At 50.6% G+C, this 14,136-nt stretch carries 15 protein-coding genes; 4 read left to right on the forward strand and 11 right to left on the reverse strand.

What is annotated here, in order from left to right; genetic code table 11:
• Window positions 1–80: 80 nt before the first annotated feature.
• The 3 genes from H6F88_RS12210 to H6F88_RS12220 form a co-directional block, all read right to left on the reverse strand.
• Window positions 81–3,212: an efflux RND transporter permease subunit gene (locus H6F88_RS12210; protein WP_190643022.1), complete on the reverse strand. Its 3,132-nt coding sequence runs from the start codon at window positions 3,210–3,212 to the stop codon at window positions 81–83.
• Between the two features lie 118 nt (window positions 3,213–3,330).
• Window positions 3,331–4,782: an efflux RND transporter periplasmic adaptor subunit gene (locus H6F88_RS12215; protein ID WP_190643023.1), complete on the reverse strand. Its 1,452-nt coding sequence runs from the start codon at window positions 4,780–4,782 to the stop codon at window positions 3,331–3,333.
• A 247-nt stretch (window positions 4,783–5,029) separates the two neighbouring features.
• Window positions 5,030–5,575, reverse strand: a complete 546-nt coding sequence (locus H6F88_RS12220; protein WP_190643024.1) for a GAF domain-containing protein — start codon at window positions 5,573–5,575, stop codon at window positions 5,030–5,032.
• A gap of 173 nt (window positions 5,576–5,748) precedes the next feature.
• On the opposite strand from H6F88_RS12220, the gene H6F88_RS12225 reads away from it, so the two are divergent.
• Window positions 5,749–6,150: a pentapeptide repeat-containing protein gene (locus H6F88_RS12225; RefSeq protein WP_190643025.1), complete on the forward strand. Its 402-nt coding sequence runs from the start codon at window positions 5,749–5,751 to the stop codon at window positions 6,148–6,150.
• 242 nt (window positions 6,151–6,392) lie between these two features.
• Here H6F88_RS12225 and accD read toward each other — a convergent pair whose 3' ends face one another.
• From accD to H6F88_RS12260, 7 genes are all read right to left on the reverse strand, one after another.
• Window positions 6,393–7,328, reverse strand: coding sequence for an acetyl-CoA carboxylase, carboxyltransferase subunit beta (gene accD, locus H6F88_RS12230; RefSeq protein ID WP_190643026.1), 936 nt, complete (start codon window positions 7,326–7,328; stop codon window positions 6,393–6,395).
• Between the two features lie 58 nt (window positions 7,329–7,386).
• Entirely contained in the window at window positions 7,387–7,620 is a 234-nt protein-coding gene (locus tag H6F88_RS12235) for a hypothetical protein (RefSeq protein ID WP_190643027.1), read from the reverse strand.
• Between the two features lie 43 nt (window positions 7,621–7,663).
• Window positions 7,664–8,485 (reverse strand): A24 family peptidase, encoded by an 822-nt coding sequence (locus H6F88_RS12240; protein ID WP_190643028.1) that lies wholly within the window; start codon window positions 8,483–8,485, stop codon window positions 7,664–7,666.
• A 14-nt stretch (window positions 8,486–8,499) separates the two neighbouring features.
• On the reverse strand, window positions 8,500–9,786 hold the full coding sequence (locus tag H6F88_RS12245; RefSeq protein WP_190643029.1) for a tetratricopeptide repeat protein: 1,287 nt from the start codon (window positions 9,784–9,786) through the stop codon (window positions 8,500–8,502).
• Window positions 9,787–9,854: 68 nt separating this feature from the next.
• On the reverse strand, window positions 9,855–10,070 hold the full coding sequence (locus tag H6F88_RS12250; RefSeq protein WP_190643144.1) for a hypothetical protein: 216 nt from the start codon (window positions 10,068–10,070) through the stop codon (window positions 9,855–9,857).
• 184 nt (window positions 10,071–10,254) lie between these two features.
• On the reverse strand, window positions 10,255–11,334 hold the full coding sequence (gene leuB, locus H6F88_RS12255; protein WP_190643030.1) for a 3-isopropylmalate dehydrogenase: 1,080 nt from the start codon (window positions 11,332–11,334) through the stop codon (window positions 10,255–10,257).
• A 234-nt stretch (window positions 11,335–11,568) separates the two neighbouring features.
• A complete protein-coding gene (locus H6F88_RS12260) occupies window positions 11,569–11,820 on the reverse strand; it encodes a hypothetical protein (RefSeq protein WP_199333571.1) in 252 nt (83 codons plus the stop codon).
• Window positions 11,821–11,978: 158 nt separating this feature from the next.
• On the opposite strand from H6F88_RS12260, the gene H6F88_RS34440 reads away from it, so the two are divergent.
• From H6F88_RS34440 to H6F88_RS12275, 3 genes are read left to right on the forward strand one after another with little or no spacing between them, the layout of a single operon-like run.
• Window positions 11,979–12,191, forward strand: coding sequence for a helix-turn-helix transcriptional regulator (locus H6F88_RS34440; RefSeq protein ID WP_190643146.1), 213 nt, complete (start codon window positions 11,979–11,981; stop codon window positions 12,189–12,191).
• 44 nt (window positions 12,192–12,235) lie between these two features.
• Window positions 12,236–12,571: a DUF6883 domain-containing protein gene (locus H6F88_RS12270; protein WP_190643031.1), complete on the forward strand. Its 336-nt coding sequence runs from the start codon at window positions 12,236–12,238 to the stop codon at window positions 12,569–12,571.
• On the forward strand, window positions 12,568–12,816 hold the full coding sequence (locus tag H6F88_RS12275) for a DUF4926 domain-containing protein (RefSeq protein ID WP_190643032.1): 249 nt from the start codon (window positions 12,568–12,570) through the stop codon (window positions 12,814–12,816). Before H6F88_RS12270 ends, H6F88_RS12275 begins: the two co-directional genes overlap by 4 nt.
• 91 nt (window positions 12,817–12,907) lie before the next feature.
• Here the strand turns inward: H6F88_RS12275 and H6F88_RS12280 are convergent, their stop codons facing one another.
• Window positions 12,908–14,008 carry an ArsA family ATPase gene (locus tag H6F88_RS12280; protein ID WP_190643033.1) on the reverse strand — a complete coding sequence of 367 codons (1,101 nt, stop codon included), beginning with the start codon at window positions 14,006–14,008 and terminating at the stop codon, window positions 12,908–12,910.
• Window positions 14,009–14,136: the final 128 nt, after the last annotated feature.

Raw genomic sequence — 14,136 nt, forward strand, 5'->3', positions numbered from 1 at the left:
AGGGGCGAAGCGTTCGATCACCATCCCTGCTACTAAGGGACAACTCTTTTGCCGAATGCTTCGCCCCTACCGCTACTGCTTTAGTCAGTGATCTGTGAGCGTCTTGTCAGGCGATCGCTCAACCCCTTAATCACGATATATAGAACTGGAACCACAAACAGACTCAAGAATGTGGAGACAACTAATCCACCAGTGGTTGCCGTTCCTAGTGATAGACGGCTACCTGCACCCGCTCCAGTTGCAAACAGCAGCGGAATGTTACCCGCCAAGGCTGCAAAAGAGGTCATGAGAATGGGGCGCAAACGTTGCTGTGATGCTTCGATCGCCGCCTTAGTGTTAGACAGTCCTGTTTCTCGTAGTTGGTTAGCAAACTCCACAATCAAAATGGAGTTCTTACTTGCTAGACCAATCAACATGACTAGACCAATTTGGCAATAAACGTCGTTGACCAGTCCCCGAAGAGACTGCAATCCAAGCGCTCCAAGCACCGCCAGGGGCACCGCTAGAAGAATAATGAGCGGATCAACGTAGTTCTCATACTGCGCTGCCAGCACTAGAAAAACAAAGACCAATCCCAAACCAAAAATGAGGGGTGCCTGTCCACCAGATTCGATCTCTTCTAACGCTGTGCCTGTCCACTCATAGCCAAAGCCTGCTGGCAGCACCTCTGCCGAGGCTCTCTCCATTGCATTGATTGCATCTCCGGAGCTTCTACCCGGAGCAGGACCACCATTGATTTCAACAGAGCGGAACAGATTGTAATGATTGATCGTTTGGGCTCCTGTCGTCTGCGTGAGCGTTACCAAATTGCTTAATGGAATCATCTGGTCTTGAGCAGAGCGAACATAGAGTTGACCCACATCTTCTGGCTCAGAGCGAAACTCTTGGTCTGCTTGAACATACACCCGGTAGTTGCGCTGACCCAGTTCAAAGTCATTGACATACTCTGACCCAATCGTGGTTTGCAGGATGTTAAACACATCCTCTACAGAAACTTGAAGGGCTTCTGCTGCATCCCGATTTACTTCAACCAACAGTTGAGGAGTACTAGCCGCATAGGTACTAAACACAGCTTGCAGTTCAGGCTGCTGGTTGGCCTGCCCAAGCAGCTGTCCCATTGCCTGAACCAGTGAGTTGATATCACTATTGCCGCGACGATCCTGCAACTGATATGTGAAGCCACCAAAGTTGCCTAAACCTTGAATAGGAGGTGGGTTAACCGGAAAAACTCTGGCATCTGTAATGCTGGAGAACGAGCCAAATAACCGACCAATAATGGCTTGCACAGATTGATCTCGACCTCTGCGCTCCTCCCAAGGCTTGAGCGTGGTAAATATAGCACCACTGTTAGCTGTGTTGCCGCTACCCAGGCTAAAGCCACCCACTGCAAACACTCCTAGCGCTTCAGGCAGATCGATCAGCTCTTGCTCAATCTGCTGCATGACGCGATCGGTATAGTTCAGCGATACTCCTTCGGGTGCCTGCACGATGGTGATGAAATAACCCTGGTCCTCTTCAGGAAGAAATCCAGTAGGAACGTTCACGTACAGTAAGGCTGTTAAACCTAGGGAGACAACAAATAGCGCAACCACGATCGCTTTAATGCGAACCATAAAACCGAGCGATCGCTGATAGCGCTGCCGAGTCCACTCAAAGCCCTGATTGAATTTATCAAAGAACCAACCTAACGGACCCATACTCTGTTGCCCTCGACGCAGCAGTAGGGCACACAGAGAAGGAGTCAGAGTGAGACCGAGGAGACTAGAAATAGCAATTGCAAAGGCAATTGTCAGCGCAAACTGTTGATAGATTGCTCCAGTTGTTCCTGGAAAGAACGCCACTGGAACAAATACAGCAATCAACACCAGCGAAGTAGCAACAATTGCACTGGCTAGCTCCCGCATCGAAGACATCGCAGCCTGACGAGGAGTCATACCCTCCTCTTGAATTTTGCGGCTGATATCCTCAACCACAATGATCGCATCATCGACCACTAGACCTGTTGCTAGCGTTAAACCAAACAGGGTAAGCGTGTTAAGAGTAAAACCAAAAAGTTTGACAAAGGCGAACGTTCCAATCAGCGTCGTGGGAATTGTAATGGTAGGAATTAGAGTATTACGCCAATCCTGCAAGAAAACAAAGATGACGAGAACAACTAAGCCAACCGAGATGATGAGCGTAACGACCAGTTCCTCCAGAGATACTTCCACAAAGAGGGTTGTATCAAAGGCAATTTGGTACTCCATTCCCGGTGGAAACATTTCACCGAGTCTCGTCATCTCTTCCTTCACTTGACGGGCAACATCTAGCGCGTTGCTACCGGGAAGTTGAGTGACTCCCAAGCCAACCGCCACATTACCTCTAAATCTGAGGAAGGAGTTGTAGTCTTCAGCGCCTAATTCGGCTCGACCCACATCCCTTAGCTTGATCAGCGTGCCGTCATCTTCGGCTCGAATCACAATGTCCTCAAACTCAGAAACTTCCGTCAGACGACTCTCTGCCCGCAAGTCAAGCTGGTAGAGCTGTTCGTCTGAAGAAGGCTGTTGTCCAATCCGCCCCACTCCAACCTGTAGATTTTGGGCGTCTAGCGCATCCACCACATCCTGAGGGGTGAGGTTGCGGCTGGCAAGGCGAGTGGGGTCTAGCCAGAGGCGCATAGCATACTGACGTTCGCCAAAAATGATGACGTCCCCTATTCCGTTGATTCGCTTGAGTGCGTCAACGATGTAGATGTCGGCGTAATTGCTCAGAAAGATGTTGCTGTACTGCTGATCTTCACTAAACAAACCGATCGCCATCAAAAAGTTGCTGGACTCCTTGTTAACAATGATTCCGGTTCGCTGAACGCTCTCAGGAAGCTGCGGCTCAGCGGTCGAAATCCGATTTTGCACATCAACCGCAGCAATATCGATATTTCGTGAAGGCTCAAACGTTGCTGTAATCGTGCTGGTACCACTGTTGCTGCTGCTTGAAGTCATATACCTCAAGCCTTGCACTCCGTTAATCTCTCGTTCCAGAATGCTGGTAACACCACTCTCCACCCGCTCAGCATCAGCTCCGGTGTAGATAGATGTCACCGTGACTTGGGGCGGAGCAATCTCAGGATATTGGGCGATTGGTAGAGTCGGAATGCTGATTGCTCCAAGGAGCAAAATGATCAGCGCGCAGACCGTGGAGAAGACGGGCCGCTTAATAAAAAAATCGATAAGCATGACAGTAGGGGGTGGGAGACAGCCGGGGCGAAGAGCAAGTGAAGGTGTTGAAGGTGGGCGATCGCCCCATTGGTCGAGCTATACGATTGGTCAGACCAGGTTGGGCTAGTAGAATCCTTTATCCCTGCTCCTGCCCGCCAGCACTTTGAGTTTCAGGCTGAGGCATGATAGGAACGCCATCAGAAAGGTTGAGTACGCCAGAGACAACAATCTGCTCACCAGGCTCTAGCCCTTCAATGACTTGATAGCTATTCCCCTCAATGTCACCCAACTCCACCTGTTTTTGGCGAGCGATTAGTTGAGGCGCTGCACCGGGTGCTTGCCCTTGGGGTGCTTGTTCTTGGGGTGCCTGCTCAGCTTGAGCCTGCCCTTCTTCAGCAGAGGGCGTTTCAGCAACAAAGACGAAAGTTTCCCCACCCAAGCGAGAGATGGCTGAAGTCGGAACTAAAACTCCAGGGCTTTCATCCCAAATCACACGGGCGCGAACGAACTGCCCCGCTCGTAAACGTCCATCCGGGTTGTCAAAGTTGGCTTTGACGAGAATGCTTTGGGCGGCTGTATTAACCTGGGGTGCAGTAAAGTTAATTCGACCAACGGTGAGGGGGGTTCCCTGAGCATCAATCAGTTCAACTCGCTGTCCGGTTCGCAAGTCGGGACCACGCTCCAGGGGAACGGAAATTTCTAGTTCCAGGGCTTGGTCTTGGGTAACGCTAGTAACAACATCCCCGGCATTCACAAAATCACCAACCTTGGCAGGAATGTCACCCATTGTTCCAGCGAAGGGCGCTTCGATGACGGTGTCTTGAAGCTGTGCGTTAGAGGCAGCGGCGTTGGCTTGTGCTTGCTGCAGAGCGGCTTCGGACTCAGCCAGGTCGGCGCGGGAAGCCTGAATCCGCTGGTCGGTGGCATTGAGGGTGGCGATCGCACTGCGGCGATCGCGTTCAACCTGATCTAGCTGATCTTGGGCTAAAGCTCCCTCCTGCACCAACTGAGAGGTGCGGCGGAAGTTTTCATTTTGTAGGTCAACTTCAGCTACCGCTGCAATCCGTTCTGCTTGAAGTGCCTGAAGTTCTGAAGCACTGCTGGCGCGAGTGGCACGGGCTGAGTTGACAGCAGCCAGCACACTAGCGTATTCTGCGGCTCTCTGATCGGGACTCAGCAGCACCAGCGGCTGACCCACTTCTACGGTGTCACCCGGTTGCACCAAAATCTCAGTCACCCGTCCATCAATTTCGGGACGCAAATCGACTGAACGGCGGGAGGTCAGAGTACCAACAAACTCAGAGGATTCCGAAACAGTTGAGGTTTCTACAGTTTGTAGCTGCACTGGGGCAGCTTGAGCCTGAGCCGCACCAGGGCCAGCAGGAGCAGCGGCATTGCGAGACTGCCACCAGCGCCAGCCAAAGCCGAGCCCTAGCAACACAATCAGGACACTGAGCACTGTCAACCAGGGGCGACCCTTACGAGGGGAAGGGGAAGGCTCACGCGAGACAGAAAAATCATCTACTTGGCGGTCGGCGGTCGCAGGTTGCCCTAAATCTGAAGGGTCATGCGGTTCGGGGGGTACCATACTTCTGCTCCAATCTGCGACTCAACCTGTGAAGAACTATCCAATAAAAAGCTGTTAAAAAACTTCACCCAAGTGGGTCATTGGTTGATTGACTAAAAATGGGGCTAGATTCCAGTTTCAAGCAGCAGGGCTACAAGAGCCCTGCGAAAGTAAGAATTGAAAAAGATTATATGCGTACTATTTTAGTGAATCAGGACAGTTTCTACAAAGTTGGGAAGCTAAAAGGACTGGAGAGCTAAAGGGGAAGCTAGAGCAAAGCGCTTTGAATTGATGGAGCTGCAGCAAGCTTCTCGGCACTCTCCTGCATCGCCTCAATCTCTGACGGTAGCCAGGAACGGGCCATCTGACAGTGATGAGCAACCAGTAGCCCCCACAGCCCAGAAGAATTAAGAATTGGAACGACGAGGTTGGCGCGAACTCTCATGCTGCGCAGAAATTCTCGGTGGCAGGGGTGAATCGGCTCTACCTCAATGTCGGCGATCGCCCTGACCCTGCCTGCCTCATACATCGCAGCATATTCGTCGTTAAAGCACTCATCTGGACCCGTCGAGCCAAAAATCGAAAACTTGCTGGAGCTAAGCGACTCAAAGGTTACTTGCCCTTTCCACTGGCGATAGAAGTAATACAAAACTACGCGATCGACCTGGAGCAAATTCCGCAATTGATTGGTTGTTTGCTGAATCAAAGTATCTCGCTCTAGCCGCTGAGAAAGCCGATTCACAACCTGCTCTAATCCAGGGTCGGAGTAGGTCTCTAAATTGGGGTTAGCCTTTGGTTCAAATTTTTTTCGCACGGGTCTTGTAGCTTTGGCAACCTAACAAAATTGCAATATGATTTTATCCAGAAATGCTGTTTTTCTAAAACTGTCAATGGGTTGAGACAGTTGAGACAAAAGTCAAACTGCGAACACCAAAACTGAAAAGTCACCCACCACAATCAAACAGAAGTTGTCAACGGAGGAAAATAATGAGACTCGGCATTGGAGTAGCCGCTTTTCTTTTGACTCTTTTTTGTTTTGCTCTACCGGCGCAAGCAGCAAATTCTGATGCGCTGAGTCATCTGCTAGAAAGTCGGAGTTGTCTGGGCTGTGACCTGAAAAATGCCGATTTACAAGACGCAGATTTGAGGGCAGTCAACCTTAAGGGAGCCGACCTGAGCGGCGCAAATTTAAGTGGCGCAAACCTGATGGCAGCAAATTTGCAGCAGGCAAATCTAAACAAGGCTAATTTGAGCAATTCCACTATGTTTGGAGTGAATTTATTCAACGCTAATCTGCGTCAGGCAAACATTAAGGGAGTGAGATTTGGTAGCGCCAGATTTTGTCACACGACCCTGCCTGATGGAAAAGTCTTCAACCAGGACTGCTGAGAGGATGCCTGAGCAGTAGCGAATGCCTTCGTAAGGGCAAAGCATTCATAAGACCTTCTGTGTGAAGGGTATGCGGCGGAGCACACTACCCTTCACGCAGAAAAAAGTGATTTACTCAGAAGTCCTATCGTGTCGTACTAGTAGGATGTGTTAGCGCTAGCGAACGCATCAGCTAATGGTTGCCGATCGCCATTCATCTACAACCATGCTTCAAACTGATTGGCGATCGCCCACTCCACCCACTACTCAGGAATGTGCGTTCTGACGGGCAGCGAGTCGGGAATTGAGTCAGGAATATGGCTCAGCGGAGGGGCAGCATCCATAGGTTGGTGCAGTTGAATGAGCTGCGCCAGGGTTCTCTTAAGCTGAGTTCGAGGCACGATCGCATCGACAAAGCCGTGGGCAAGCAGGTATTCGGCCGTTTGGAAGTCATCGGGCAGCTTCTCGCGTAGCGTTTGCTCGATCACTCGTCTGCCTGCAAAGCCAATTGTTGCTTGAGGTTCTGCCAAAATGATATCGCCCAGCATCGCAAAACTGGCTGTCACCCCACCCGTTGTCGGATGAGACAACACCGGAACATAAAGCAGACTAGCTTCCCGATGGCGTTCTAGAGCGGCTGAAATCTTAGCCATTTGCATCAGGCTCAAAAGCCCTTCTTGCATTCGCGCTCCGCCCGAAGCGCAAACAATTACAACCGGAATACGCTCCCAAGTTGCTCGTTCGATCAGGCGGGTGAGTTTCTCGCCTACAACCGATCCCATACTGCCGCCCATAAAGCGAAAATCCATTACGCCTAGCCCGACGGGTAAGCCTTCAAGCTGCCCTAATCCAGTCTGGACGGCATCGGTTAACCCGGTTTTTTCCTGGGTTTCACGAAGGCGATCGCCATAGGGCTTGCGATCGCGAAACTTCAGCGGATCGACCGGAGCCACATTCTCATCCAGCGGTTTCCAGGTGTTGGCATCAATTAACTGCTGCACCCGCTGATCACTAAAAATGCGGATATGGTGATCGCATTCGGGGCAGACCATCTGGTTTGCCCGCAGATCTTTGGTGTAGGTGAGCACACCACAGGCAGGGCACTTACTCCAGAGTCCATCAGCAATTTCCCGTTCTTGCCGTTCTTTGCTGATCGGGCTTGATTTACGACGATTTGCGAACCAGTCGAACAAAGACATTTCTTAAAACCAATTTAATTTAGCTGCTAATAGCAATTGAAGCGTAATAAGGCGAACTTTATTCTAAAACTTCGCTTGATGTAGCCGCATTTTCTTCGACGGGGCTGAGCAAAAGCAGGGCTGTCCATCGATCTTGAGCGAGGACTTGAAGGACGGCCGGAGTACCACAGCCAAAGTGAGGAGCGACTCCCTGGTTTAGCACACGAGCCGGGATCTGATGCGCTTCTAACATTTGCTGCATCAAATCGGCTTCCCAGCGGGTTGCTGTCGTTTTTAGGGTAATCCAAGACATTGGATGATTTTATCAGAGTCGTCGGGAATTGGGAGTTGGGGATTTAGACGACAGGGAAGAAGATTTGGCGGTAGGTGGATAGAATGGTTTCTCCTAAAAAGATGGCGATCAGGGCACCGAGTGCCAGGAATGGGCCGAAGGGCATGGGTTGACGGCGGCTGAGCAAGCCCAGGGCGATCGCCCCTCCCCCTACGAATGCCCCTACCGCACAGGCTAAAAAGCTTGCTAGTAAAAGAAGTTTCCAGCCCAACCAGGCTCCCATCATGGCAGCTAGTTTGGCATCGCCGCCGCCCATCGCCGTCTGACCAAACACCATTGAGCCCACAATTGTGATCAGGTCAAATAGCCACAACCCAATCACGGCTCCCAAAATTCCGGTCATCAGTTGGCGAGAGATGCCCGACAGCGTGGGATCATTCATCCAACCGACTCCCACCTGAAACATTAGCCCGACGATTAAGCCAGATTGCGTCAGTGAGTTAGGCAGCGTCATTGTATCCAGGTCAATCAGAGATAGCGCCAGCAGCCAGCTTAAAAATGCCCAGTAACCAAGAGCAGGCAGGGGCAGATTAAACGTCCAGAACACCCAAACAAACAGCAGCCCAGTTGCCGCTTCAACGAGTGGATAGCGAACTGAGATGCGCGTTTTGCAATAGCGGCAGCGTCCCTGTAGCCATAGCCAGCCCAAAACTGGGACATTATCGTAGTTTTTCAATCGGCGTAGACAGCTTGGGCAGCGAGACGGTGGAAACAGTAGCGATAGCCCAGCCGGAATTCGGTAGATTACAACATTCAGGAAGCTACCGATGCAGGCTCCCAAAATGAATACAACGAGGCTGGTTAACCCTGAGAATAGCCATTCCATGAAGGGGGTTGAGGTTAGGGATAAGGGAGGCGAATAGGTTGAGGAATTGCCAGTGAATCAGGAGGGACTGCCAGTGAATCAGGAGAAATTCGCGGGTAAAGGAAGGGTGGCACTGGCGTAGGTAGAGGTAATGTAGGAAAAAAGGGAAGAGTACCGCGTTCTTGGGCTAATGCTTGGGCTTGTTCGGTCTGCCCTAAGGTGGTGTAGATTCCGATCAAGTCGTCCAGAACAAAACCGTATCCAGCCTGGTCGCCCCTCTCCTGAAGCAAAACTCCCCGCTGTTGATAGGCAGCGATCGCCTCTTCATATCGCCCCAGTGCAGTATAAGACTCTCCCAAGGTAGCTAGAGCATTTGCTTTAGTGAGGCGATCGCCAATTTCCTCAGCTAACGCTAAAGCCTGCTGGACTATCTCAATGGCTTGAGCATATTCTCCTGAACCTGCGTGGATATACCCCAAGCGGCTCAGGCTTTCAGCTTCTCCGTAACGATTGCCCAGTTCTTGATAAAGACTGACCGCTTCTTGAGCGAGCAGCAGAGCAGCTTGAGGAGGAAAATCCGAGATGCTTTCCAGCAGAGCATTACCCTGGACAAGCCCAGCATACTGCTGAGTCAATTGCCTTACCTGCTGAGGCTGTTCCAACCTGTTGTACACATTGATTAACCCCTGTAGCGCCTTTGTCTCCTCATATCGGTCATGAATTGATTGAGAGAGGGTTAGGCTCTGACGATAAAACTCAATAGCCTCCTCATCGCGTTCTAGCTGTGAGTAAAGCGATGCTAATGCATTCAACGTCCCTGCTTCTTGATGGCGATTGACTTCTTCTCGCGCAAGGGTCAAGGTTTGTTGCTCCACCGCGATCGCCTGCTCAGGCTGTTCTAAAACGGTGTAAAGCTGACTCAAGAAGCTTAAGTGATATCGCTCCAGAGCAGGATCGCCCAATGCTTGAGCAACCGATATGGCTTCCTGGGCAGCGGCGATCGCCTGCTCATCTTGGCTTGAATAGTAATAAGCCTGACTCAGCGAACTCAGAGCCTCTGCTTGGCGGGAGCGATCGCCAATTTGTTGATAGAGGGCGATCGCCTGTTGCAGAAGTTGAATTGCCGCTTCGGGCTGTGATTCAGCCTGTCCTCGACCTAGCTGCAACAGCCCATCGGCTTCTGTCGCACGCTCATCTTCTGCCTCAAGCGGATCAATTGCCTGAGCCAAAGCGGGAGCATCTAACGTTGGGAAAATTACTTGGGAAAAGCTAACAGCCAGGAGAGTTGTAACCAGAAGAAAACCGACTTTAGAGAAACGCATTACCATTTCAAGCTCTGAAACAACGCGCTTTAGCAGCTTAAAACTCTATTCAACTTATGACTCTGCGATCAGCGCATCTCTGACTCAATTTGATTGAGCGGCACAAAGCATTCCTGTGGCAGTAGAACGGGCTTCCCGGTAAAAATCAGCTTGCCGCGATGGGTAAAACGGTCGATCGCCACTCCTAGCGGACGCTCTTGCTCCGGGTGAACTTCGTAAAAGGTGCAATAAATCTGTCGGGCTGCTTGCAACAGCGACGGATCAAGCAGCGCTGAAAAATCCATCGGTTCAATTTGATTTGGTGCTTGAGTGCCTGCACCTTGCTTAACCACACTTTGCGTGACAAAACTTTGCTGTGATGTGTACACCACCCACCTACCCTCACTTTCGTTAGCTAGACTCTAGTTGATTTGCACCCTTACAGCAAGAGTTCTGTAAACTCTTGCTGTAAAGGTATTCGATTAGGATTTAACCCAATGCCTTGACGATCGCTTCTCCCATTGCTCGACAGCCAAGCAGGTTCATTCCCGCTGACATGATATCGCCCGTGCGATCGCCCTGATCTAATACTTTCAACACTGCCTGCTCGATTCGATTCGCGGCTTCCGGTTCATTCAAGCCATAGCGCAACATCATCGCAGCGCTGAGCACCTGGGCGATCGGGTTTGCCTTATCCTGTCCAGCAATATCCGGCGCGGAACCGTGAACAGGCTCAAAGACCCCAGGTCCAGACGCTCCCAAACTAGCTGACGGTAGCATCCCAATACTTCCAGTTAGCATTGCCGCCGCATCTGAGAGAATATCGCCAAACAGATTGCCTGTGACAATCGTGTCGAACTGTTTGGGGTAGCGCAAAAGCTGCATGGCGGCATTGTCTACATATAAATGAGATAGCTCTACGTCGGGGTATTCCTGGGAAAGTTGAGTGATGCGATCGCGCCACAGTTGAGACACTTCCAGCACATTTGACTTGTCGACAGAGCAAAGCCTTTTGCTGCGCTTGCGAGCCGTTTCAAATGCCACCCGTCCAATTCGGTCAATCTCCGATTCAGAATAGACCATCGTATTCACGCCGCGCTTTTCGCCCGTTTCGGTAGCAAAAATTCCCCTCGGTTGCCCAAAGTAAATTCCACCCGTTAGCTCTCGCACAACCATGATGTCCACGCCTTCGACCACTTCGCGTTTTAGAGTCGAAGCATCAACCAACTGCGGCAAAATTTGAGCCGGACGCAAGTTTGCGAACAGTCCTAGTCCCGCCCGTAAACCCAACAGCCCACGTTCGGGGCGCTGATCGTTGGGTAAGGAATCCCATTTGGTGCCGCCGATCGCCGCTAGCAGAACGGCATCACTGTCGCGACAAGTTTCTAGCGTCTCGGGAGGCAGAGGGTTACCCGTTGCGTCGATCGCCGCTCCGCCCATTAGCGCTTCGCGAAACTCAAACTGAATCTCAAGCTGCTGCCCCACCCGCTTTAGCACGTCTACCGCGACTGCCATAATTTCGGGACCTATGCCATCGCCAGGAAGCAACGTAACGCGGTAGTGTGCCATGAATCGCTCTGAAGGTGAAGTAATTTAGGTGCTGTCGTCAGCGATTCAGTATTCTATCCCAAATTTGGAAGGCAAATTCTTTAGAGGATCTTTGTGTAACGGCAGATTCCCGGAAGGGCTTAGCATTCGGGCAAGAACTCTTGTCTGTTACAAGGTCTGTCTGCCGAATGCTAAGCCCCTGCATGCTTTTGAGCTCAATATCTCTAGCTTAGTCTTAGAAGCGATCGCTCCCACTTAAACTATTTGCTCTAGCCAAGATACCTCCAATTCAACCTCTTCAGGTGCGATCGCTTCAAACACAATCTCATACTGAGCCATCGGCAACAATCGCCGCAACACCTGCAAATAGCCATCCGCATCGCTGCGCCGATGAAAACGAGCCGCCACAAATCGTTGGGAATTGGGCAACAGCCGCACCACACACCAGGGATCGATCGCCACTCTTCGCCCTGAACCCTTTAACCCAGGCTCCGACATTGGTATCATAAGCAAATCCTTTCCCACGTCTGTGGGATACGTTGGATGGCGATCGCTCCCAAGTTTTCCAGGCTAGAAGGGCGATCGCTCTTAGTATGTACATGGAAGGTGGAATTCCACCTTCTCACTCATTAAAGGGTGGAATTCCACCCTTGTCAAGCTCAAGCATGGGTCTAGTCAGGCTAAAAATTCGAGAACTCGCTGCCGAAAAAGGTTGGACGATCAAGGAAGTCGCTAATCGTTCTGGAGTTAACTACAACACTGTGAAAAGCTATGCTCGCCACCCCGGCATGAATATGGTTGACCTTGCTGCTGTGCAAAAAATAGCTCGTGCTTTTGATATCAGCATTGAAGATCTAGTTGAGGTTTTGGAGGAGTAGGGGCGATCGCCCTTTTCTGTCGCTTAACATTTGGGTAGTTCAAGGTGAAAATTCCTGACGATGCCATTATTCCAGATAGCAAATTAATCCAATACCTGCTGATTTATAAAGTAAGAAACGATAAATCTAAATTTTTAGCGCAGGCTGGATTCACTCTGGATAACTCAGATAAGCTGCGGTCAGCTATCCAATCGCTTACTAAATCAGGCGAAGCAATTGAAGATGGAACCAACGAATACGGAATTTTTTACCGAGTTGAGGGAGAGTTGATTGGCGTTAACGGAATAAAACTGCCAGTTGTTATCATTTGGCTACAGCGACAGATCGACAACCAGTTTCAGTTTGTAACCCTTAAACCTCTCAAAAAGATTTCGTCATGACGTTTAAGCTTTATCAGGAAGTGACCCTCACTCGTGATTTGCCGGAGCACCAGCTTAAAGCAGGCGATATCACAACGCTGATTGATTTTGTTCCTCACCCTGAAGGTGGAAAAGAAGGTTGTATATTAGAGGTTTTTAATGCTATTGGGGAATCTATTGCTGTTGTAGTGGTACCGCTCTCCGCAATAGAAGCTTTACGTGCTGATGAAATTTTGACGGTTCGTTCAATGGCACAACCCAGTTAATCTTTTACTTGAGAATTTGATGGTTAGATGGCGATCGCCCCCACCCTTCAGAAGCGATCGCCATCAACACATATTCAACCGATGATTAAGCTCAGAAGGAAATAATTAAATAGCCGTCCTGAAACTTGGCTCCCGTCACTTGCTTACCCCGCAATTCTGGAGGCAGAGAAACGTTACGGCGTTGATCTCCGGCTTCTATGGTGACTTCTGGTCCGTATTGGGTGAGTTTCACCTGCTTTTTGTCAAATCCAGGTAAGAAGAGGGCAACTTTGCGATCGCTAACGTTAACCGCAATCGGTTTAGGTGCTTGGGTCGCGTCAGCAAAATTGGGCAAAGCATCCATTAGCGGTTGCCAGTTGTCGCCTGTCCGAGTTGGAATGGTAGATACAGGCAGTGGCGTAAATTCTTGGCGAATCCGCTCAGATGGAGTGGATTGGTTAAGCAGAACGCCTCCAACCGTCAGCCCCACCTGCTGAGCGCCGCCCCAAAGATAGCGGGCAGTGGCGATCGCCCCCTCATCTTCAGATGTCACTAGATAAGCTGCAACGCGACTTGGATTTGCTACTGCTTCCTTACCCCGATCGAGCAAGTTGTTAACTTGCCCCGCAGGTTGAGCAAACGCATCTCCTCCAGCTGACCAGTTGACGTTGAGAACGGCACCGGCGAGCGGTTGCAGGAAAGGCGATACAGTTTTGCCCAAATCTGAATCGGCAAAGACTTGACGAAAGCGACGAATATACCAGCTTGCAATTTCTGGCATTCCTAGCATTCGGAGGGTTGCTTGATCGCCTGTACCGTCATAGACAATCACATCATATTTGTCACTCGCGTCATATTCTCGAATGGCATTGAGTGCGAGAGCGCTATCCATCCCAGGCAACACCCCTAGCTCCTGCCCAAACACCGCCTTGAAGAAGGGCGTTCTCAAATATTGTGCTTCCTGCTGCTTCAGTTCTTCCCAGCTGCGCTCTAGCATAGTTGTGGCGCGAAACTGAACCGCCTGCAAATTGCTAGACAACTCCTGCGGATCAGCGGTTAGCGGTTTACCCACCAAAAGACCAAATGCAGGGCTAGAATCTTGCCCTGCTAACAAAACTCGCTTGCCTTGCTGGGCAAATTGCTTGGCAGCGGCGATCGCCATCGTCGTGCGACCCGTTCCGCCTTTACCGAGAAACGTCAAAATCAAAGCCATCCCAAATTCCTATCCCAGATACCTAATAGTTATTACCTGTGTTCTATCGTACCGATCGGGTCAGGTAGGATGCATATCTAATTAAGTTGAGATCAGTTCAGGCATTGCCTATTTGGGCGACTTTGGGT

The sequence above is a fragment of the Oculatella sp. FACHB-28 genome (genome assembly GCF_014696015.1).
Lineage (GTDB): Bacteria > Cyanobacteriota > Cyanobacteriia > Elainellales > Elainellaceae > JAAUTN01.